The sequence below is a fragment of the Aliamphritea hakodatensis genome (assembly GCF_024347195.1).
GTDB lineage: Bacteria > Pseudomonadota > Gammaproteobacteria > Pseudomonadales > Balneatricaceae > Amphritea > Amphritea hakodatensis.
Map to the genome: position 1 here is coordinate 283,718 of NZ_AP025281.1, position 20,955 is coordinate 304,672.

Sequence of the window (20,955 nt, forward strand, 5' to 3'; positions counted from 1 at the left end):
TAATAAAACGTAGTAAGTGTTTGGGCTTCCCTGTGAAGCGATGGAGCTATAGTGCCGCAGCGCTCTAAATAATAGAAATTAATTAAATCTAAAAGTTTAATAGTTTTTATCTAAAATAAATCTATTAATACCTTCGTCTTAATAGTCAGAAAGAATCACCATCTGCTCAATGCACAGACAGCAACGCCTGCAGGACAAATGTTGTCGTAATCCGGCACATGGCGGTTGGCGGATACCCTGATAATTGCCGGTCACAATAATAATTAGCCTGTGTGCAGATGCGTCTTTCCTGAAACAGGATCATGCCAAAGCATCGTAATACAGGCTCAGTAGCAGGCGAGAGCTGCGGAGTTCTTATGTCAATCAGCGTATTTGATCTTTTTAAAATTGGGGTGGGGCCATCGAGCTCGCATACAGTAGGGCCGATGCTGGCGGCGGCAGAGTTTGCCGAGTATCTGCAGGAGCATGGTCAGGCGGCAGACGTTGCCCAGGTAAGGGTCGAGCTGTTCGGTTCACTGAGTGCCACCGGGGTGGGTCACGGGACCGATAAGTCAGTAGTGATCGGCCTGCTGGGTGAGCGGCCGGCATTGGTCAATCCGGAGATTATTGATCCGACAGTTGAGTTAATCAAAAGCGACGGTCGCCTGAACCTGCTGGGTAAATACGATATCGAATTTATCTGGGAGCGGGACATGCTGCTGCTGGAAGAAAATCTGCCGTATCACCCGAATGCCATGCGCCTGAGTGCCTACAGCGCCGGCGGTGAACAACTGTACAGCAATACGTATTATTCAATCGGTGGCGGTTTTGTCATTGATGAAAGTCATGCCAGCAGCGATGCCCACCTTGTGCCACAGGTGGAGCTGCCGTATGAATTCAACAACGCCGTTGAACTGCTTGAGTTATGTAAAGCGAATAACTTCAGCATCAGCCAGCTGATGATGGAGAACGAAAAAGTCTGGCGCACTGAAGAAGAAACCCGCGAAGGCCTGAAAAATATCTGGCGGGCAATGCGCGACTGCGTCAATAACGGCTTACGCAAAGAAGGCATTCTGCCCGGCGGTCTGAATGTGCGTCGCCGCGCAGCGTCTCTGCATCAGTCGCTGAAAGAAGCCCGGGGCAGCAATATTATCAGCAGCACGCTGGGTGCGATGGACTGGGTTAACCTCTATGCACTGGCGGTGAACGAAGAAAACGCGGCCGGTGGCCGTATGGTAACCGCCCCGACAAATGGCGCGGCTGGCATTATTCCGGCTGTGCTGATGTACTATATGGAATACACCGATCAGGTTGAAGAAGACAACGTGGTTGAGTTCATGTTGGCGGCGGCTGCTATTGGTGCGCTGTGTAAGAAGAACGCCTCAATTTCCGGTGCGGAAGTGGGCTGTCAGGGTGAAGTGGGCTCTGCCTGTGCCATGGCTGCAGCGGGTCTGTGTGAAGTGCTTGGCGGTACGCCGGAGCAGGTTGAGAACGCTGCCGAGATCGGCCTTGAGCATAACCTGGGGCTGACCTGTGATCCTGTCGGTGGTCTGGTGCAGGTGCCCTGCATTGAACGTAATGCAATCGCGGCGATTAAAGCGATTAACGCAACCCAGCTGGCCCTGCGCGGTGACGGTGAACACTTCATCTCACTGGATAAGGTGATCAAGACCATGTGGGATACCGGCATGGATATGCAGGACAAGTATAAGGAAACCTCCCGGGGTGGCCTGGCGGTAAACGCGGTCGAGTGTTAAAAAATGGCCGGCTCTGCTGTTACAGTGAGCCGGCTTTTTTGTGTCACAGCGACATTTACAGGGGTATAAGTTTTTTGCTTATGACTTATGCCCGGCTAATCTATATAGTTGCTCTGGCGATGTTTTTTATATCGCCAGCTGTACTATTTTTCAGAATTTTTATGCCGTTGTCAGGATAGGGCGGACAGCGGTCGAGACCATGCCGGAGATAATAATGATTAAATCTAAAGCTGCTGTTGCCTGGGGACCGGGTCAACCTTTAAGCATTGAAGAAGTTGATGTAATGCCGCCACAGGCTGGCGAAGTCCTGGTAAAAATCGTGGCTACCGGTGTTTGCCACACAGATGCTTTCACCCTGTCCGGTGAAGACCCTGAAGGTATTTTCCCGGCGATTCTGGGTCACGAAGGTGGCGGTATCGTTGAACAGGTTGGTGAAGGTGTCACCAGCGTGGCGGTTGGCGATCACGTCATTCCTCTGTACACCCCTGAATGCGGTGAGTGTAAGTTCTGTACGTCCGGTAAGACTAACCTGTGCCAGAAGATCCGTGAAACCCAGGGTAAAGGCCTGATGCCGGACGGCACCACCCGTTTCTCTAAAGACGGCCAGCCTATTTACCACTACATGGGTACCTCTACTTTCTCTGAGTACACCGTACTGCCGGAAATCGCTCTGGCGAAGGTAAACAAAGAAGCACCGCTGGATGAAGTTTGCCTGCTGGGCTGCGGTGTGACCACAGGTATGGGCGCAGTGATGAACACTGCCAAGGTTGAAGAAGGCGCGACTGTAGCCGTATTCGGTCTGGGCGGCGTAGGTCTGTCTGCCATTATCGGTGCTGCTATGGCGAAAGCCGGCCGCATCATTGCGATCGATATCAACGAAAGCAAATTTGATCTGGCCACTAAGCTGGGTGCCACTGACTGTGTAAACCCGAAGAACTATGACAAACCAATTCAGGAAGTGATTGTTGAACTGACTGAAGGCGGTGTGGACTATTCTTTTGAGTGTATCGGTAATATCCATACCATGCGTTCTGCACTGGAATGCTGCCACAAGGGCTGGGGTGAATCGGTCATTATCGGTGTTGCCGGCGCAGGTCAGGAAATCAGCACCCGTCCGTTCCAGCTGGTTACCGGCCGGGTATGGAAAGGGTCTGCTTTCGGCGGCGTTAAGGGCCGTTCTGAGCTGCCGGGTTACGTTGACCGTTATATGGCCGGCGAATTCAGCCTGGATGATTTCATTACCCACCGCATGGGTCTGGAACGCATCAATGAAGCCTTTGATCTGATGCACGAAGGTAAGAGCATCCGTACGGTTATCGAATACGATAAGTAAGCGGGTGTGCGGAGCCTGTTATAATAGGCTCTGATCAGAATACGGAGATCCGCCGGACGCGGATCTTTCCCTCAACGGGAGAATATTATGAGTATTGAAACACTCAGCTCGGTACGGAGCTTCGGTGGCTGGCACCGTCAGTACAGCCACCAGTCTGAAACACTGGGCTGCGCGATGCGATTTGCTGTCTACCTGCCGCCGCAGGCAGAAGACGGTGAAAAGGTACCGGTACTGTACTGGCTGTCAGGCCTGACCTGTACCGACGAAAACTTCATGCAGAAAGCCGGTGCCCACCGGGTGGCGGCAGAGCTGGGCGTGGCCATAGTTGCCCCGGACACCAGCCCCCGCGGTGAAGATGTGCCGGATGATCCGGAAGGTGCCTATGACTTCGGTCTGGGTGCGGGTTTCTATGTGAATGCAACACAGGCCCCGTGGGATAAGCACTACCGCATGTATGACTATGTGGTGAATGAGCTGCCTGCGCTGGTTGAGGCTGAATTCCCGGTATCGGATAAGAAAGCCATCAGTGGTCACTCTATGGGTGGCCACGGTGCACTGATGATCAGCCTGCGTAACCCGGGCATGTTCGTTTCAGCGTCTGCCTTCAGCCCGATCACTAACCCGGTGAATGCGCCCTGGGGTCAGAAAGCCTTCAGTAACTACCTGGGTGACGACGTTGCCGCATGGCGTCAGTACGACACCTGCGAACTGATTAAGCTGGCGGATTCAATCCCGCCGATGCTGGTGGATCAGGGCGGCGATGACGGCTTCCTGCACGAACAGCTGATGCCGGAAAATCTGGTGGGAGCCGTGGCGTCCAGCGGTCTGAACTTTGAGCTGCGGATGCAGCCGGGGTATGACCACAGCTACTACTTCATTGCCAGCTTCATTGAAGAGCACCTGCGTTTCCATGCGGGTCATCTGAAAGGCTGATCAGAAAAGCAGTTGTAAGAAAACAGAAAGCCCGGTTCAGTGAATGCTGAACCGGGTTTTTTATTGTCTGAACCGATGTGCCGGCAGTAAAAAACGGCCTGACCGTCTGTCGGATCGGGCCAGGCCGGGTACTAATACATAGCCCAACACTATGTTTCCGGTACCAAGAGTTACTGCGGTCAGCGAGAGGGTGCAGCACCGGCTGCACCTTCCGTCACAGGCTGATCAGAAGCCCAGCCATTTCTGTACTTTTTCCGGGTTGTTCTGTACCCAGGCCCGGGCGTATTCGCCGGCGTCTTTCTTCTCCACCGCCATGGCATAGATCCAGGCGCTGATATCGGCACTTTCCAGCTTTACGTTTTGCAGCAGGCGGGCAATTTCCGGCGCGCGGTCATCCAGTGAGGTTGACCAGGCAACGTGGACATTGGCGTTATCCCAGGCGGTGCTGACGCTGGATTTGCTCATCCAGTCCGGGTCATCGGTGGGCTTAACCATGGTCCACTTGCTGGCGTCGTATTTGGGTTCTTCCAGCATCACCAGATCGTAAAGTTTGAAGATGTGATGCGGCGCATAGCAGTAGCTGACAAAAGGCTCCTGCTTCTTGACGGCGGTGTCCAGCTTGGACAATGCCAGGGTTTCATCCAGCTCCTGCAGTTCAAAGAATTCTGCAAAGCCGTAATCCCGGGCGCGGATTTTTTCCACCGGCGTAGAGCCCCAGCCGGTGGCACCGATCCAGACTTCGCCGCGGCCGTCACCGTCGGTGTCGAACAGGCGGGCGTTATCTTCATCCGCCAGATCGAAGACGGACTTGATGCCGTGTTTGTCGGCGGTTTCTTTGGTGACACAGTAGCCCTGCACCACGTCATAGGGTTTGTTGCTCAGGGTCACCGAGCCTTTACCTGTGTATTTGTCGATCAGGCTTTTCTGGTTAGGCATCCAGGCTTCCGGGTGAACGTCTATGTCTCCTTTGCCACTGTCCATTGCTTTGAAGATAACCGCGTTGTTGCCCGGCGAGATGTCCGCTTCCATGCCCAGTTCCTGTTCAATGACTTCTTTGAGCACGTAGGCGGTAACCTTGGCAGACGGCCAGTTCGGTTCGCCGATAACCACATCTGCAGCCTGGGCAGCGCCGGCGACAGACAGACCGGATGCCAGCAGAATGGCGGAGAGTACCTGGTTCAGTTTGTTGTTGTTTTTCATTACGGGTTCCTCACGGTGTTTTTATTTGGCTTTACGTTTATTCGGGTTGCCCTGAATGATGCGGTCGAGCACCATGGCGCAGGCCAGAATGGCCAGACCGGCGATCACCCCTTGCCCCTGAGCGGCGTACTGCAGTGCGCTGAGGACATCTTCCCCAAGGCCCTTGGCACCGATCAGCGAGGCGATGACCACCATCGACAGACACATCAGAATGGTTTGGTTAATGCCCGCCATGATGGATGGCATGGCCAGCGGAATATCCACTTTGAACAGCAGGAACCATTTGCTGGCACCGAACGCGGTGGCCGCTTCCCGGACGGTATCCGGCACACCCTGCATGCCCAGTGCGGTCAGGCGGACCACCGGTGGCATACCGAAGATGATGGTGGCAATGATCCCCGGCGGTTTACCGGTACCGAAGAAGGCGATAACCGGGATCAGATAGACGAAGGCAGGCATGGTCTGCATGAAGTCGAGAATTGGCCGTACGGTGGCATAGACCCGCTCGTTCTTGGCACACCAGATGCCTAGCGGCACACCGAATAATACACAGATGAAACTGGCGGTCCCCAGCAGGGCAACGGTGGCCATGCTTTTTTCCCAAAAACCGAACAGGGCCAGATAGGCCAGCGCGCCAATGGTGAACAGGGTGACCCGCGGGCCGGCCAGCCGCCATGCCAGTACTACGATGACCAGCATGACAATCGGCCACGGGGTATCCACCAGTACCACTTCGGTGGCGTCCAGCAGAATCCGGATAGCGTCGCGGATGCCGTCAAACAGGCCTTCGCCATTCAGCGTGAGCCAGCCGAACAGACCGTCCACCCAATTGGCCAGCCCGCTGTGCCAGCTGCGGTCGGCGGGGAAGAGCAACAGCCACTGTGGCGGTTCGGTGGCGGTGAAACGGTAGGCGGCCAGCGGATACACCAGCGCCATGATCAGCGCGCCCATGGCGACACTCATTGCGCTCAGGCCGCTGCGAATACTGCGGTCGGCCCGCCATTGCATAAAACGCTGTTCCAGCAGCCAATTTGCGAGGCTGCCCTGCAGGATTTTAATGGCAATCAGCAGTACCAGCCCAACGATGGTAATGCCGATACCATCGGCTGCCGCCGCGGCTGCGGCCTGTTCGGCTTTCAGCGCCCCGGCCTGAAATGACTGGGCGCTGTTCATCAGGATTTCGCCGTTGATACTGCCTTCCTCAATGGCGACACGGGCCTGCTGAAAGCGCTGTTCTGCTTTGGCGGCCAGGCGTTCTGCCCGGGCCAGCTGATCCGCTCCGAGGTTGCCAAACAGGCCCCGGCAGATCTGCACAACCATTACCGCTTCGGCAATCAGAAATGGCCAGAACCATGCCCATAATCCCCGGGCGGCCAGCCATACCGGGCCGAAGAGGGCGGCAGACAGGTTGAAGGTAAAACGGTAGTTAGCGGCATTGCCAAGCTGTTCAAACTGTTCGGCATAATAATCACTGTTCTGGCCGGCGAACTCCCGGGCCAGACTGGTTTCTTTGTCGTTGCCGCTGCTCTGGTCAGTGCGGACCGGCTGATCATCGCGGACCGGGGGCAGCGCAGAGGTGTGGGTACTGTTCATTGCGTATCGCTCCTATTTGCCGCCCTGAATGCCGCGTAATAAACGGCTGTTATCAACGACGCCGATGTCGCTGCCGGCGTCGTCGGTGATGACGACGGCTCCCTGACCGGACACAGAAATATCGATTAGCTGATCCAGATCGGTGTTCTCCGGTGCCCGTGGTGCGGTGCTGATATCGGTTTCCGGGTGGCGGCTCAGCCAGTCCTGCAGCGGCTGCATGATGCTGCCGGCGTGGACCAGCTTGAGGCGGGATATGCCGGCGATGAAATCGGCGACATAGTCATCAGCCGGGTGGGTAATAATTTCTTCCGGGGTACCGGTCTGTACAATCACGCCGTCTTTCATGATGGCGATGCGGTCGCCGATGCGGATGGCTTCATCCAGATCGTGGGTGATGAAAATGGTGGTTTTCTTCATCTCCCGGGACAGCTCCATAAACTGATCCTGCAACTGCCGGCGGATCAGCGGGTCCAGCGCACTGAAGGGTTCGTCCATCAGCAGAATATCCGGGTCGGCTGCCATGGCCCGGGCCAGATTGACCCGCTGTTGCATGCCGCCGGACAGTTCGTGGGCGAAGTTGTCTTCCCAGCCGGTCAGGTCAACCAGCCCCAGCACCCGCTTGGCCACCTGATAACGTTCCCGTTTATTGACCCCCTGTACTTCGAGCGGCAAAGCGACGTTATCCCGGACGGTGCGGTGTGGCAGTAAAGCGTTGTTCTGAAAGACCATGCCGATCTTGCTGGCCCGTAACTGACGCAGGGCCAGGTCATCTTTGGCCATGACATCTTCATCGTTGATCAGGATCGCGCCGGCGGTGGGTTCCAGCAGCCGGTTAATGTGGCGGACAAGGGTTGATTTGCCGCTGCCGGACAGGCCCATGATGCAGAATATTTCCCCTTCATGAACGCTGAAGTTGGCGTCTGCCACCCCCACTACACAGTTATACTGCTGGCCAATTTCTGTTTTGCTCAGGCCTTCATTGACGGCGGCGTTCAGCGCTTCTGCTGCCCGCTCACCAAAAATTTTCCAGACGTTGCGGCATTCAACCGCTACCTGTGCCTGGCTGTTTATTGCACTTGTCATTGCGTATTTGCCTCCTGTTATTGTTGTTTTCGGGTGCCGGCGGCTTAAGCCGCCGGCGGAGGAGTGTGCGCGGGGTCAGTCCTTTGCGGCTTCCCGCTCACGGCGAACCGAGTCAGCAATCAGGCTGATCTGTTCAAACATGATGGCGGTAGAAGCAAAGGCGGTGATCTGATTTGGGCTGTCTTTGGACGGAATCATGCAGACCACGTCGGCGCCAATAACGTTCAGCCCCTGCATACCCTGCAGGATGCCAACCGCTTCATCCATGGTGAAACCGGAGCAGCCCGGTTCAAGGTTGGAGACAGCCGGTGCGACGGACGGGTCCAGGCAGTCCAGATCGAAGGTGATGTAAATGGGCATGTCACCGACCCGCTCACGGAGCAGATCAACGGTGCCCTGAATGCCTATTTCGCGGAATTCATCCATATCCACCATGCGGTAGCCCAGGCGGTCACTGGTGCGTTTCCAGGTCAGGGTACGGGTATGGCCGCGGATACCGATCTGAATGCTTTGTTCCGGGTCTACGTGGCCTTCTTTGGCCACATAGCTGCCCCAGTGGGCGGCAGAACGTTCTGCACCCAGCCAGTGGGGCAGGTGATCCATGGTGTCGGTATGGGCATCGAAGTGAACCATGGCGATCTTCTGGCCACCGCTGAGTTTGGCATCCGGGCCGCCCAGCGCCTTCAGGATCGGGCCGGTAATAGAGTGGTCGCCGCCAACGGAGACCGGGCGGACTCCGGCGTTATCCAGTTCCTTGTAGTAGTTTTCGATATCAATAACGGTAGCGTCATTGACCATGGCACGGGGCATCAGCACGTCGCCGAGGTCGTGGATGTTGCATTCATCCCAGGGCACGATGTTGAATTTGTTGTGGGCCCGGCGATAGGAGCCGGAAACGTTACGCACGGCTCTGGGGGCCAGATGCTGATCCCGCTCGGTGGTGCCGTTACCGGTGCTGTGCGGCACGCCTACAAGGGCAATGTCGCAGGCATTCACGTCCGGATTGTGCGGGCAGCCGAACAGGGTAGGTACACCCCACCAGTAGAGATTTTTCATGAAAACGTCCTGATCGGACTTGAGGTGCTTTTCGTCGCTCATGGTTTTTCCTCACACAGCATGCTGTTTATTGTTATGTGGTGTCAGATTCAGTGGCAGAAGCTCACCGCTTTGATGCTGTTAACCGTAACGCGGAAAAATCCCCGGGAGTATGCAAGAAACTTCATGCTATTTATGATGTAAAGTCATAAATGTTTGTGTGCTACTGTGATAGAAATAGTGCTGAATAGCAGTGTTTGCAGGGTATTGAGAATTATTATCAAAAACTGAAGAATGCTGATTTATTGTTTTTTCTGCTGTGTTATGTAGCAAGGCTATACCGGATTTTTCCGAGCATTCACCGAGGATCTGAACTATGCGCCGTATCCCGCCCCTGAACAGTTTACGGGCCTTTGAAGCCACCGCCCGGCACCTGAGTTTCACCCGTGCGGCGGATGAGTTGTGTGTCACGCAGGGGGCCGTGAGCCGGCACGTGCGGAATCTGGAAGAGTATCTGGGGGTGCTGCTGATCCAGCGTAATACCCGCCATCTGAATCTGACGGATGCCGGAATTACTATGTTGTCCGGTCTGACCCAGTCGTTTAACGCCATTGCCAATACAGTTGAAGCAGTCACCAAACAGCACAATGATCTGAATTTGCTGGTGTCATCCGGCTTTGCCATGTTGTGGCTGATTCCCCGCCTGCACCGGTTTGAGGAAGATGGCAGCCATCCCCATGTACGCCTGACGACCCGGGCAGGCAGTATCAGCTTTGAGCGTGAGTATTTTGATGCGGGCATTATTTACGGCGACGGTAACTGGCCTGGGCTGCAGGCGGAGCTGGTCTTCAGGGAGCAACTGATTCCGGTGTGTTCCCAGGCGCTGATGAAGACCGAATATCCGTTAACGGATCTGGCGAACCTGAAGCACCATACACTGCTGCATCCGTCCACGGATCACCGGGACTGGCGGGTCTGGCTGCAGGCCAATGAGGCAGAGGGGGTGGACCCGGATCAGGGGCTGGCGTTTGAATCGATGGATGCGGCCTTAAGGGCGGCCTCCATGGGCCATGGCATTGCTATCAGTGATCTGTCGCTGATCCAGGATGAGCTGGCTTCCCAGTGGCTGTTACAGCCGTTTCCCGGTTCGTTCTACAGTGGTCAGGGGTATTATTTTGTCTATCCGCCGGAGAAAGCAGATTATCCACAGATACAGCGCTTCCGGGAATGGCTCAGCATAGAGTTAGCCGACAGTCAGTCAGAGGCAGGCAGCCCGCATGATCAGTCCGTCAGCGGCAGCTGAATATCAATCTGCAGGCCGGCACCGGTAATATTACGGGCACTGATGCTACCGTTATGTTGCTGAATGGCCCGCTGGGCAATCGCCAGGCCTAAGCCGTAACCACCCCTGCGGCGGGCATTATCCAGCCGTACGAAGGGATTAAAGATATCTTCCAGGCGGCTTTCTTCCACTCCGGCACCCATGTCGGTCACGGTGATGCTGAAGGTACCTGAGGCAGAGTCCGTGACGGCCCGGATGATTACCTGTGTGTCTTCCGGGGTGTGAGCGATGGCGTTGCGGATAACGTTTTCCAGTGCCCGCCACAGCAGTTCATGGTTAGCAGGAATGACTGCTTCATTACCGTCGTATTGCAGCGCTAACTGACAGTTTTTGGCCCGGGCTTCCAGACTGAGTTTATCCACAAGCTGAGTGAGCAGGTCAGGAATGCTCAGATAGTCGTTCAGGGCGGGTGTCTGGCGGCTGTCCAACTGGGTCAGGGTAAGGACCTGATCAATCAGATCATCCAGCCGGTTCAGTTCATGGTTGATTTGTTCACTGTCGGTTTCTCCGATCGGCCGCTGCTGTTTTTCAAGCAATCCCAGCGCCAGCCGTACCCGGGTGAGGGGCGAACGTAATTCGTGGGAGATATCTTTGAGTAACTGATCCAGCATGTCCTGCTTGCGCTGCAGTGCACCGGCCATGTGATCAAAATCATCTGCCAGGCTGACCAGTTCATCTTTGCGCCGGCCCAGCTTCGGGCGGATTTTATGCAGCGGTTCGCCCCGGCTGAGTGCCCGGGTGGCCTGCGAAAGCACCCGGACCGGACGGGTGAGGTACCAGGCCAGCCAGGCACTGGCCAGTATGCCGACGGCAATGAATACCAGCCAGCGAAAATAGCGGGGCGGGCGCCCTTCCGCCGGAGGCAGTTGCGGCAGCAGGGATGGTACGGCTTTACCGGGTTTAAACATCAGTAACGTATAGTGCTGTCCTTCCGGTGTGAGGACTGTTTTTTTCAGTTGTTTCTCAGCAGGCAATTGCAGTATGAAGTTGGGGACCGGGCGGGTCAGAAGGTCCTTCTGCTGACTGTTAAGTACCCACAGCCGTGGCCGGGAAAAATTGCTCTGCTGCAGATATTCCCGGGCGGCCGCCGGGCCGCTGTAATGCAGCAATGCGGCAACAGCATTTAGCCGTTCATTCTGTAACGGGTGACGCGCTGGCTTCAGATCCCCGGGCGGTGCCAGTAACCGCAAGCTGAAGAGCAGGGCCAGCAGGCAGATAACTGTGGCGGTAAACCAGCAGAAAATTTTCCAGAACAGGCGTCCCATCAGTGTCCTTCCAGCCGGTAGCCAACGCCCCGTACGGTGGTGATGCTGATATCGGCTTGTTGCAGTTTTCTGCGCAGATTGCTGACGTGCACATCCAGACTGCGGTCATAGCTTTCCAGTTCGCGGCCCAGTATTTCCACCGACAGTTGCTGTTTACGGACGGCCTGCTCCGTATGTTGCAGTAAATGTTGCAGGATCAGAAATTCCGTACGGGTCAGTTCCACGGGCCGGTGATCAATCAGTACTTCCTGACGCAGGGAGGAAAGGTTCAGGTTATTCAGTTTCAGGGTCTGGGTAGCGACGGTTTGGCGCTGGGCACAGCGCCGGTCAATGGCATGAATCCGGGCAACCAGTTCCTGGGGGTTGTAGGGTTTAGCCAGATAATCATCAGCACCGAACTCAAGGCCCATCACTTTATCAATATCATCGCGCCGGGCAGACAGCATCAGCACCGGAGTATTGGAGGTTTCCCGCAGACGGCGCAGCAGGGTCAGACCATCCATTTCCGGCAGCATAATATCCAGTATCAGTAAGTCAGGTTGCAGGTTAAATGCCTGCTCAAGGCCACTAAGGCCATCTTCCGCCAGGTGGGTGGTATAGCCCTCAAGGCTCAGATATTCCGCGAGCATCCGGCTGGCTTCAGGGTCATCTTCGACGATCAGTATGTTACGTATATTGCTCATGGTGGTCAGTTTTCCTGATTGTCAGTGGGATGAAAAGCAGCTTTACATAAACTTTACACAAGTTTTACACGGGCCTGACGGTGTTTGTAAAAGGCGCTTTTTATAATGGCTGCAAATGTTGAGGAGATGAATATGCGGCTGAATAAAACATATAGTTTAGTGTTATTACTGAGCACAGTGATGCTGAGTGAAACGGTACTGGCAGACAGTGTGGTACGTAAGCGGGTCGTCACTTCTGAAGTGGGGAAGAGCTATCAGCGCAGTGCTGTGCGTCGGGATACTCAGGGCAACAGTTCCCGCCGTTATACCCGGGCTGCAGAGGGCAGTAACGGTGGCAAGGCTTATCAGGTCAGTAAGGTAAAACGGTTGGAGGATGGCAGCGCCTCTAAAACGGTTACCACCGGCATTAACGGTGCTGGCGGGGCGCACTATAACAGCCAGAAGCAACTGAGCCGGGACGCCGACGGCACTCTCAGTGCCAGCCGTACCATTAGCGGCGAAACCCGTAACGGCAAAAGTTATAACGCCGAAGTCAGCGTTGCGGACGGGCAGGTAACCCGGACTCAAAGTTGCAGCGATGCTTCTGGTAATGCTGTGACATGCCGTTAATCTGTTTTTATTAAGGAGTATTTACCGATGTTTAAAGCCATTCTGTGCACGGCCATGCTGACGCTGGGCCTGAGCCTTAACGTGCAGGCGTTTGATGCCAATGATCCGCGTATTCAGGAAATTACCGATGCTATGACCGAGCAGTTGTCCCTGAGTGATGCACAGGCCGATCAGATCCATCAGCTGAATCAGCAAAGCTTCAGTCAGTTGTCAGAGCTGAAAGCGAACGGAACAGATACCCGCCGACAGCAATTCAAGGCGCTGCGGGATATCGGCGAGCAACGTAAAACTGAACTCAAAGCCATTCTGGATGATGACCAGTATCAGGCGTATGAAGCCACTGCGAAAGAACGCCGGGCGAAATTCAAAGAATTCCTGCAGGCGAAAAAAGCACAGTAACACTGGAAGCGCCGGTGCTGTTGGTGTTCATCACTGTCCGGCAGGGGCAGTGATGAATGCTGATCAGTCGTGCCTGATCAGTTCTGAAACTGCCGGGCGATACGCGCCATGTCCTGCCGCAGTATATCAATGAAGGCAGCAGCCAGCTGTGATGCCGGACGGTGCGCCGGTTGCAGGATGGACACCGACAGTGGCACCACCGGCAGGAATGGCCGGAATACCAGCTTCGATTCTGCTTCGCGGTAATCAAAATAACTGCTGGCGGTCATCGGGTCACAGATGGTGTAACACAGACCTTCTTCAACCAGCGTCAGGGCGGGCTGAAAGTTACGCAGTTCAAAACGGGGGTTAAAGCCTGCTTTGGCGGCTTTAAACGCCTGCCGGGTAGCGATCAGATTAGGGTGGTCTTCCTGTAATACCGCCAGTGGCTGGTCGGCGATGTCACGGGGCTGGATATATTCCCGGCTGGCCAGCGGATCATCTTTCGGCATGGCACAGACACAGGGCAGTTCAAAAGTCTCCACCGCCAGCGCGGCATTGGGGGGCGGGGTCTCCGCCAGGCCAACGTCATACTGCTGCGAGGCGATCCATTCTTCAATCACCGCAGATGCCCGCATCATCATGGATACTTTTACCTTCGGTTTATCGCGGATGAAGTCCGCGACCAGCCGGGGCATGATGAACTGTGATGACGCAGGCATACAGGCGATCCGTAGCCGGCCTTCTTTCAGGGAGGCAATTTCTTTCATGGTACGGGCAGACTGCTGCAGCCGTTCCAGAATGGCTTCGGTTTCTTCAAAGAAATATACCGCCTCGGGCTGACGGATCAGCCGGCCCCGCTGCCGTTCAAACAGCTGGATACCCAGTTCTTCTTCCAGGCTGGCAATCATCGAACTGACCGCCGGCTGGGTACGGTTCAATACCCGGGCTGCTTCTGAAATGGAGCCGGTACGCATGACTTCACGAAAGGCCTGAAGTTGGCGAATACTGAGGTTCATCGGGGTTACCTGTACCTGAAGAGTAAAAAGCGTGCTGCTTAAACCGCTTGAAAGTTAAGGGGTAATCAATAAAGCATAAAAAAAATCTATAGAGTAATCAATATTATCGTTTTGATTTTATGGGTTGCTCTCGCCAGTATTTCCTCACGAATAACTATAAATCTGCTGCGTGACCACTTCAGTGATTCAGGACCGAAAACCTGATCTGAAACCATCCCCGGGTACATGCAGCGTTGTGAGGAACCCGCCCATGAATCGATTCGTCAGCTTGCTACTGACCGGGTTGATATGTCTGGTAGCCATCGGACAGTTTGTCCAGGTTATTACCCGTTACGTACTGGAAATTCCGGTGATGGGGCTTGAAGAGAGCCTGCTTTATCCCACCCTGTGGCTGTATGTACTGGGAGCTGTGAATGCTTCCCGGGAGAACACCCATATCCGCGCCAATGTGCTGGAAATTTTTCTTAAGACCCCCCGTCAGTTCACCATTCTGGCCATTCTGGGTGAAGTGATCAGCCTGACGGTTGGCTGCTGGCTGACCTACTGGGCCTGGGATTTCACCAAGTATTCCCTGCGGGTCTGGAAAGAAAGCCCGACCCTCTACATTCCAACTTTCTATGTGGATATCGCCCTGTTTACCGGGCTGGTACTGATGATGCTCTACACCCTGGTGCATCTGGTGAAACACATTCGCAGCCTGAGTGATGAAGATTCAGGTGGCAGCCCTGCTCAGGAGTCTCAGTCATGATTGAAGTCGCGTTAATCGCAGTAGCCTTACTGGTCATCCTGCTTACCTTAGGTGTACCCCTGCCGTACTGTTTTGGCGGCGGTCTGATGGTGATGTACTTCCTCGGCGACGTGGTAATGAAGGGCAACATGCTGTGGGGTTTCCAGCAGCTGGGTAACCCTGTACTGCTGGCCATTCCGCTATTTGTACTGGCCGGCACCATAATGAGTGTCAGTGGCATAGCGGCGAGTTTACTGCGTTTTGTGAATATTTTTGTGGGCCATCTGCGCGGCGGTCTGGGGGTGGTTGCCACCATCAGCTGTGCGCTGATTGGCGCGATCTCCGGCTCGGGTCTGACCGGCGTGGCGGCTATCGGCCCGCTGCTGATTCCGGAAATGGAGAAGCAGGGCTATCCCCGTGAGTATGCCACGGCACTGATCGCCAACGCTTCCCTGCTGGGGCTGCTGATTCCGCCAAGTGTCACCATGATTGTCTATGGCTGGGTAACGGATACCTCGATTCTGGCCTGCTTCCTGGCAACCCTGGGCCCGGGTCTGCTGATCATGACTAACTTTTCGGTGGTAAACGTCTGGCTGGCGCGAAAATTCCCGCTGGTTCTGGAGCCGCGGCCGAAAGGCAAAGCGTTTGTTGCGGAGGCCACCGGCCGTGGTTTTAAAGCGACTCCGGCACTGCTGATGCCGGTGATCATTCTGGGCGGTATTTACGGCGGCATCATGACGCCGACCGAAGCGGCTGCGCTGGCGGTGATCTACGCCATTCCGGTGGGCTTCTGGATCTACCGCGGCCTGACCATCAAGACCTTCCTGTCGGCCTGTAAAGAAGCGTCTACCTCTGTGGGGGCGATCATGCTGATGATTCTGTTCAGTATGATTCTGTCACAGATGTTCGTGCTGGAAAGTATTCCTCAGGCGCTGGTGGAGTCGATCTTTGCGATTACCGATAACACTACTGTACTGCTGATCCTGATTAACATCCTGCTGTTCCTGGTGGGCATGGTGGTCAACGATGTCACGGCGATCATTCTGATTGCACCGTTGCTGTTACCGCTGATGACGGCTATCGGTATCAGCCCGATTCAGTTCGCGGCGATCATGGGCGTGAACACTGCCATGGGCGGGGTAACACCGCCGTACGCATCGATCCTGTATCTGGGTGCCCGGGTGGGTAAGGTGAAGGTCACCAAGGTGATCCGTCCGGCGATGATCCTGATTCTGACCGGTTACCTGCCGGTGGTCTTCCTGACCTCTTTCTGGGGCGATCTGTCACTCTTCCTGCCACGTTTCTTTGGCTATTAAAACTGCATGATTTTCGGGCAGCGGCTGCTGCCCGGTCCGTCTGTGTGTGAAACCTGTAATAAAAACAAATGAGGCTATAAACATGAAACTGAATACTCTGACCAAGTACGTCAGCGCTGCGGTGCTGGCCGGCTCACTGGGCTTAACCGCGGTGGCTGAAGCCGCCACCCTGAAGATCAGCCATATCCGCCCACAGGGCGCGATCATTGATAACGAGCTGAAAGATTTCGCATCTAAGGTAGATGCTGCCACTGAAGGCGATGTGAAGGTGAAAATCTTTGCGGCCAGCGCGCTGGGTGACTACACCACCGTACAGGAGCGTATCTCTGTTGGTGCAATCGACATGGCGGTACAGCCGGCGGCAACCGCTGCTGAGCGTAAGATGCAGATCAGCGCTTTCCCGTATGTGGCTGAAAACTGGGCACAGGCGAAAGACATCTATGGCCCGGGCGGTGCGATCCACTCTGCGATGAAAGCACTGTACGCCAAGCAGGACATCACCATGCTGGCGGCGTATCCGGTGTACTTCGGCGGCGTTGCCCTGAACCGTGATGCGGTGTCTCCGGGTGATCCAAGTGTTGATAAGGGTATCAAGGTACGTGTACCGGGTATCAAGAGCTTCCAGCTGACCTCTGATGCGCTGGGTTACATCAGCTCACCAATCCCGTTCTCTGAAGCTTTTACTGCGGTACAGACCGGCGTTGTTGACGGAGTGGTCGGTTCCGGTGCGGAAGGTTACTACGCGTCTTTCCGTGACGTAACCAAGACTTACGTGCCAGTAAATACTCACTTTGAAGTGTGGTACATGATCATCAACTCCGAAACCCTGGCCGACATGGATGCGGAAGACCGTGAAGCGCTGCAACAGCAAGCACTGGCATTCGAATCCAAGCGCTGGGAAAACGCTGAAGCGGATCAGGCGGCTTACGAGCAGAAACTGGCAGACAACGGTGCAACCATTGTTGATCTGAGCAATGAAGAACTGGCGGCTGCGGCGGCTAAGGTTCGTGCGGAAGTATGGCCAAAAATTCTTGAAGACGTCGGCGCTGACTGGGGTCAGAACGTTCTGGACCAGATCGCCAAGTAAAGCGTTTTTACAGGCCCTGGGAGGTGTGTATACCGCCTCCCAACCGGCCGGGGGAGGGTTTTACCCGGCCGGTTTTTTTTCGCCAGAGCGTTTTGGCCGGTGGCTGATGTTCCGCTGTTTCAGCCACCGGCAAAGTTTTCTGTCTGCAGTTCTATGGGCGGGGATGTAGCCGCCAACAAGGAAGCCTATGTTTCGTTATCTAGCCGATGACACACCGGATAAGAATCAACAACAGGTGTGCATCATGATCAATGACCGCAAAGTCACAGTACCGGCTAACAGTTCGGTCTGGGCGGCAATGGCTGTCAGCGGTGAGACCACCACCCGTTTATCACCGGTATCACAGCAGCCCCGCTCTGCTTACTGTGCCATGGGTGCCTGCTTTGAATGTCTCGTGGAAATCGACGGTTTACCGAACCAGCAGGCCTGTATGCAACGGGTATATCCGGGTATGGATGTGCGCTGTCAGGCGATTACCGAAGCCAGTCAGGCGGTGCCGGCCGGCCAGTATTATGAACTTTCAGCTGATCAGGACGCCGCCCATGACTGACAGTTACGATATCGCCGTGATCGGCGCAGGCCCTGCCGGTATGTCTGCGGCGATTACCGCCAGTGCAGCCGGTGCCAGAGTCGTGGTGCTGGATGATAAGCCCCGGGCCGGTGGGCAGATTTACCGCAATGTCACCGACAGCCCGCTGAAGAATACTGATCTGCTGGGTGAAGATTACACCAAAGGTGCCGCTCTGGTTGAGCAGTTTAATGCCTGCCGCGCGGAAAAAATTACCGCAGCGAATGTCTGGCATGTGGGGGATAACGGTGAAATTTTATTCTCTCAGGCCGGCGCTTCCGCCAGCCTGACCGCCCGGGAAGTGGTGATCAGTGTCGGGGCGATGGAGCGGCCGTTTCCTATTCCCGGCTGGCATTTGCCGGGCGTGATGACGGCTGGCAGTGCACAGGTCATGCTCAAGTCCGACGGATTAGTGCGGGATGGTGCAGTGTTCGCCGGCAGTGGCCCGCTGCTGTATCTGATTGTGGCCCAGTATTTACGCTTAGGTGTGAAGGTCAAAGCGCTGGTGGATACCACACCTAAGCAAAACTATCTGGCAGCGGCGAGTTTGCTGCCCGGCGCGCTGGGGCATACGGACGTTCTCACCAAGGGCATCGGTTTGCTGAATGAGATCCGCCGGGCCGGTGTGCCTGTGTATAAGTATGCGGAAGATCTTAGCATCCGCGGGGAACAACAGGCCGAAGGGCTGAGTTTTACCGCCAAAGGTGAGAGTCATTCACTGGATGCTGCCCATATTTTCCTGCATCAGGGGGTGATTCCCAACCTGAACATGACCCGGGCAACCGGCGTTGAGCATGTCTGGAACCGGGAACAGCTTAGCTGGCAGCCACGGCTGAACAGCTGGGGACAGACATCGGTCGCGCATATCGCCGTGGCCGGTGATGGCAGCGGCATCATTGGTGCCGATGCGGCGGCCCTGTCCGGCCAGTTGGTGGCCTGGCAGCAACTGGTCCGCTTAGGGCTGATATCACCTGAAAATGCAGAAAATCACAGCCGGCCGTTACAGCAAAAGTTACAGCGCTATCAGGGTTTACGCCGTTTTATTGACCGTTTGTATAAACCGGCGGATGCGCTGCGCAAACCTGAGCAGCAGGAGACGATGGTGTGCCGCTGTGAAGAACAGACCCGCGGCCAGCTGAAAGCCGCATTCGATCAGGGGGCACGGTTACCGGATGAACTTAAAGGCCTGACCCGCTGCGGTATGGGGCCTTGTCAGGGGCGTCAGTGTGGCCATACCGTGAGTGAATTACTGGCCCAGTGGCAGGGGTGTGAGGTTGAAGCGGTTGGCTATTACCGGCTGCGCTCCCCCATGCGCTTAATCAATCTGACTGAGCTGGCCAGGTTTCAGCCGCATCGGCAGGCGTCTGCTGTGGAGGTGAAGTCATGAATGCGATTGCCGGTAACCGTCAGAAAGCCAGTGTCATTATTATCGGTGGCGGTATTCAGGGCTGTTCCACTGCATATCAGCTGGCGAAGCGCGGTGTGGATGTCATCGTTCTGGAAAAAGACCGGGTTGCCCGCCACGCCTCCGGCGTGAATGCCGGCGGGGTGCGTCTGCTGGGCCGGGATATCGCCGAGGTTCCCCTGAGTAAGGTAGCAATGCAGCGCTGGCAAACGCTGGACGATGAGCTGGACGGCGATACCGGATTCCGTCGCCGCAGCCTGATCAATATCGCTGCTGATGAAGCGGATATGCAAACCCTGCAGAAGCGTCAGGCGCTGATGCACGGGCAGGGATACTTCCACGAAACAATGATTGATCAGCAAGAGCTGCGTGAGCGTTTACCCCACGTGGCGGACTACTGTGTTGGCGGCGTTGTTTCAGAAACCGACGGCTATGCCATTCCGTATAAATCGGTATTTGCCTTTCGGCAGGCCGCTGCCAGAGCCGGCGCTGAATTCGCTGAAGGCCAGCAGGTACAACGGTTGCGCCGGATCGGCAACAACTGGCTGGTGGAAACCGCCAGCGGCCGCTATGAAGCTGAGTATCTGGTGAACTGTGCCGGTGCCTGGGCGGACCAGATTGCCGTCATGATGGGGGATAACTGCCCCATGACCTACAGCGCGCCGATGCTGATGATTACCACCCGGATGCCACATTTTGCCACGCCTGTCGTGGGGGCGGTGAGCCGGCCGCTTTCCTTTAAACAATTTGAGAACGGCACTGTCCTGATCGGCGGGGGCGCCAAAGGCTTTGCCGACCGTGCCCGTAATACCACCCGGCTGGATTACGCCAAACTGGCGGTGGGGGCCAGCAATGCGGTGGATTTCTTCCCGATTATGCGTACTGCCACTGTGAACCGGATGTGGGCCGGGCTGGAAGCCTATATGCCGGATAACCTGCCGGTGATCAGCGCCAGTGTGAACAGCCCCAATGCCTTTCATGCGTTCGGTTTTTCCGCCCACGGCTTCCAGCTGGGGCCGGTGATCGGTGAAGTGCTGGCGGATCTGGTGACCACCGGCCGCAGTGAGTTTGATCTCAGCGCGTTCCGGGTTGACCGTTTTGAACGCAAAGTGCTGTAAGGCTGTAACGATTTAACTGTAACCGGTGATGGCGTTGTAAGTGCCATCCTGTAAACGAGGTTTTCTGATGACCATTGAACGTATTGAATCCAACGACCGCATGAGCAAGGTTGTTAAGCATAACGGCACCCTGTACCTGTGTGGTCAGACGGCCAGTGCGCCGGAGTGGGATATCACCGAACAGACGCAGCGTTGTCTGGATAAGGTTGATGCCCTGCTGACCGAAAATGGCAGCGACCGCAATAAGCTGCTGTCGGTGACCATTTATGTCCGTGATATGAAAGATTTTGCGGCTATGAATGCGGTATGGGATGCCTGGGTGGCAGGTTTTGAAAAACCGGCCCGTGCCTGTGTTGAAGCCCGTATGGCCCGCCCTGAATTACTGGTGGAGTTTTCGGTGATCGCTGCCCAGTAATGGCTGACCCGGTACCGGATACTCTGATGAAGAGTGCCTTGCAGCCGGATAACTCCTGACGATCGCTCAACAGGGATTATCCGGACTGGCTCCGGCAGCGGTTTATGCAC

Annotated in this window: 20 protein-coding genes; 13 read left to right on the forward strand and 7 right to left on the reverse strand. The window is 55.6% G+C overall.

The window, feature by feature from the left end; all coding sequences use genetic code 11:
• Positions 1 to 356: 356 nt before the first annotated feature.
• The 3 genes from PCI15_RS01250 to fghA all read left to right on the forward strand — a co-directional run bounded on the left by PCI15_RS01250 (position 357) and on the right by fghA (position 4,002).
• Positions 357 to 1,736 carry an L-serine ammonia-lyase gene (locus tag PCI15_RS01250; protein ID WP_271272559.1) on the forward strand — a complete coding sequence of 460 codons (1,380 nt, stop codon included), beginning with the start codon at positions 357 to 359 and terminating at the stop codon, positions 1,734 to 1,736.
• Between the two features lie 217 nt (positions 1,737 to 1,953).
• Positions 1,954 to 3,069 carry an S-(hydroxymethyl)glutathione dehydrogenase/class III alcohol dehydrogenase gene (locus PCI15_RS01255; RefSeq protein WP_205657739.1) on the forward strand — a complete coding sequence of 372 codons (1,116 nt, stop codon included), beginning with the start codon at positions 1,954 to 1,956 and terminating at the stop codon, positions 3,067 to 3,069.
• 87 nt (positions 3,070 to 3,156) lie between these two features.
• The gene (gene fghA / locus PCI15_RS01260) at positions 3,157 to 4,002 is read left to right on the forward strand and encodes an S-formylglutathione hydrolase (RefSeq protein ID WP_271272560.1); all 846 of its coding nucleotides are present in this window, start codon (positions 3,157 to 3,159) and stop codon (positions 4,000 to 4,002) included.
• 225 nt (positions 4,003 to 4,227) lie between these two features.
• On the opposite strand, the gene PCI15_RS01265 is transcribed toward fghA, so the two are convergent.
• The 4 genes from PCI15_RS01265 to PCI15_RS01280 all read right to left on the reverse strand — a co-directional run bounded on the left by PCI15_RS01265 (position 4,228) and on the right by PCI15_RS01280 (position 8,976).
• Positions 4,228 to 5,202, reverse strand: a complete 975-nt coding sequence (locus PCI15_RS01265; protein ID WP_271272561.1) for an ABC transporter substrate-binding protein — start codon at positions 5,200 to 5,202, stop codon at positions 4,228 to 4,230.
• Positions 5,203 to 5,223: 21 nt separating this feature from the next.
• Positions 5,224 to 6,795 (reverse strand): ABC transporter permease, encoded by a 1,572-nt coding sequence (locus tag PCI15_RS01270; protein ID WP_271272562.1) that lies wholly within the window; start codon positions 6,793 to 6,795, stop codon positions 5,224 to 5,226.
• 12 nt (positions 6,796 to 6,807) lie between these two features.
• Positions 6,808 to 7,878, reverse strand: a complete 1,071-nt coding sequence (locus tag PCI15_RS01275) for a quaternary amine ABC transporter ATP-binding protein (protein ID WP_271272563.1) — start codon at positions 7,876 to 7,878, stop codon at positions 6,808 to 6,810.
• 75 nt (positions 7,879 to 7,953) lie between these two features.
• Positions 7,954 to 8,976, reverse strand: coding sequence for an arginase family protein (locus tag PCI15_RS01280; RefSeq protein WP_271272564.1), 1,023 nt, complete (start codon positions 8,974 to 8,976; stop codon positions 7,954 to 7,956).
• 313 nt (positions 8,977 to 9,289) lie between these two features.
• Here PCI15_RS01280 and gcvA point away from each other — a divergent pair, with 313 nt between their 5' ends.
• Positions 9,290 to 10,216 carry a transcriptional regulator GcvA gene (gene gcvA, locus PCI15_RS01285; RefSeq protein ID WP_271272565.1) on the forward strand — a complete coding sequence of 309 codons (927 nt, stop codon included), beginning with the start codon at positions 9,290 to 9,292 and terminating at the stop codon, positions 10,214 to 10,216.
• Here the strand turns inward: gcvA and PCI15_RS01290 are convergent.
• Together PCI15_RS01290 and PCI15_RS01295 are read right to left on the reverse strand one after the other, a co-directional pair.
• Entirely contained in the window at positions 10,195 to 11,520 is a 1,326-nt protein-coding gene (locus tag PCI15_RS01290; protein WP_271272566.1) for a sensor histidine kinase, read from the reverse strand. The genes gcvA and PCI15_RS01290 overlap by 22 nt on opposite strands.
• The gene (locus PCI15_RS01295) at positions 11,520 to 12,203 is read right to left on the reverse strand and encodes a response regulator transcription factor (RefSeq protein ID WP_271272567.1); all 684 of its coding nucleotides are present in this window, start codon (positions 12,201 to 12,203) and stop codon (positions 11,520 to 11,522) included. The genes PCI15_RS01290 and PCI15_RS01295 overlap by 1 nt, the downstream gene beginning before the upstream one ends.
• Positions 12,204 to 12,308: 105 nt before the next feature.
• Between PCI15_RS01295 and PCI15_RS01300 the strand changes: the two genes are divergently transcribed.
• Positions 12,309 to 12,812, forward strand: a complete 504-nt coding sequence (locus PCI15_RS01300) for a hypothetical protein (RefSeq protein ID WP_271272568.1) — start codon at positions 12,309 to 12,311, stop codon at positions 12,810 to 12,812.
• Positions 12,813 to 12,839: 27 nt separating this feature from the next.
• Positions 12,840 to 13,211 (forward strand): DUF4890 domain-containing protein, encoded by a 372-nt coding sequence (locus tag PCI15_RS01305; RefSeq protein ID WP_271272569.1) that lies wholly within the window; start codon positions 12,840 to 12,842, stop codon positions 13,209 to 13,211.
• A gap of 77 nt (positions 13,212 to 13,288) precedes the next feature.
• Here the strand turns inward: PCI15_RS01305 and PCI15_RS01310 are convergent, their stop codons facing one another.
• Complete coding sequence (locus PCI15_RS01310; RefSeq protein WP_271272570.1) at positions 13,289 to 14,209, reverse strand: LysR substrate-binding domain-containing protein; 921 nt, start codon at positions 14,207 to 14,209, stop codon at positions 13,289 to 13,291.
• 250 nt (positions 14,210 to 14,459) lie between these two features.
• Here PCI15_RS01310 and PCI15_RS01315 point away from each other — a divergent pair, with 250 nt between their 5' ends.
• The 7 genes from PCI15_RS01315 (at position 14,460) to PCI15_RS01345 (ending at position 20,845) form a co-directional block, all read left to right on the forward strand.
• Positions 14,460 to 14,957, forward strand: a complete 498-nt coding sequence (locus PCI15_RS01315) for a TRAP transporter small permease (protein WP_271272571.1) — start codon at positions 14,460 to 14,462, stop codon at positions 14,955 to 14,957.
• Positions 14,954 to 16,252, forward strand: a complete 1,299-nt coding sequence (locus tag PCI15_RS01320; protein ID WP_271272572.1) for a TRAP transporter large permease — start codon at positions 14,954 to 14,956, stop codon at positions 16,250 to 16,252. The genes PCI15_RS01315 and PCI15_RS01320 overlap by 4 nt, the downstream gene beginning before the upstream one ends.
• Positions 16,253 to 16,334: 82 nt before the next feature.
• Positions 16,335 to 17,339: a TRAP transporter substrate-binding protein DctP gene (gene dctP, locus PCI15_RS01325; protein WP_271272573.1), complete on the forward strand. Its 1,005-nt coding sequence runs from the start codon at positions 16,335 to 16,337 to the stop codon at positions 17,337 to 17,339.
• A 187-nt stretch (positions 17,340 to 17,526) separates the two neighbouring features.
• Complete coding sequence (locus tag PCI15_RS01330; RefSeq protein ID WP_271272574.1) at positions 17,527 to 17,889, forward strand: (2Fe-2S)-binding protein; 363 nt, start codon at positions 17,527 to 17,529, stop codon at positions 17,887 to 17,889.
• The gene (locus PCI15_RS01335) at positions 17,882 to 19,294 is read left to right on the forward strand and encodes an FAD/NAD(P)-dependent oxidoreductase (RefSeq protein ID WP_271272575.1); all 1,413 of its coding nucleotides are present in this window, start codon (positions 17,882 to 17,884) and stop codon (positions 19,292 to 19,294) included. The genes PCI15_RS01330 and PCI15_RS01335 overlap by 8 nt, the downstream gene beginning before the upstream one ends.
• A complete protein-coding gene (locus tag PCI15_RS01340; protein WP_271272576.1) occupies positions 19,291 to 20,430 on the forward strand; it encodes an NAD(P)/FAD-dependent oxidoreductase in 1,140 nt (379 codons plus the stop codon). Before PCI15_RS01335 ends, PCI15_RS01340 begins: the two co-directional genes overlap by 4 nt.
• 67 nt (positions 20,431 to 20,497) lie before the next feature.
• A complete protein-coding gene (locus tag PCI15_RS01345) occupies positions 20,498 to 20,845 on the forward strand; it encodes a RidA family protein (RefSeq protein WP_271272577.1) in 348 nt (115 codons plus the stop codon).
• The last annotated feature ends 110 nt before the right edge of the window (positions 20,846 to 20,955 follow it).